Source organism: Mesorhizobium sp. Arg314, from assembly GCF_053714275.1.
The window spans coordinates 1-372 of the sequence record NZ_JBSKBP010000282.1; the positions used below are offsets into that span (position 1 = coordinate 1).

1 protein-coding gene is annotated in these 372 nt (G+C 65.3%); it reads right to left on the bottom strand.

All coding sequences use genetic code 11. The features are described from left to right. Window positions 1-353: IS91 family transposase (locus ACWGS9_RS35500; RefSeq protein WP_454509519.1), on the bottom strand; the 353-nt coding region annotated here is incomplete at its 3' end. Between the last annotated feature and the right edge of the window lie 19 nt (window positions 354-372).

A 372-nucleotide genomic window follows, 5' to 3' on the forward strand; every position in this document is an offset into this window, starting at 1 on the left:
TCGCGCGCGATGCCACCGCCCGGCACGATCATGTGGACATGAGGATGGTGCGTCATCGCCGATCCCCATGTGTGGAGCACGGCCGTGATGCCGATGCGCGCGCCGAGATGCTTCCGATCTGCCGCAATGGTCAGCATCGTCTCCGACGCCGCGCGGAACAGCAGGTCATAGACCAGCGCCTTGTTCTGGAAGGCGATGTCGGCGACCTCGGCGGGTAGCGTGAACACGACGTGGAAGTAGCCGACCGGCAGCAGGTCGGCTTCCCGCTCGGCGAGCCATGTCCGTATGGGGGCCCAAGCCCCGCATGAGCATGTCTTGCTGCATGCGCTGGCGAAGCGGCGTGATCGGTGCATCGGTCGACAGGGTATCCAT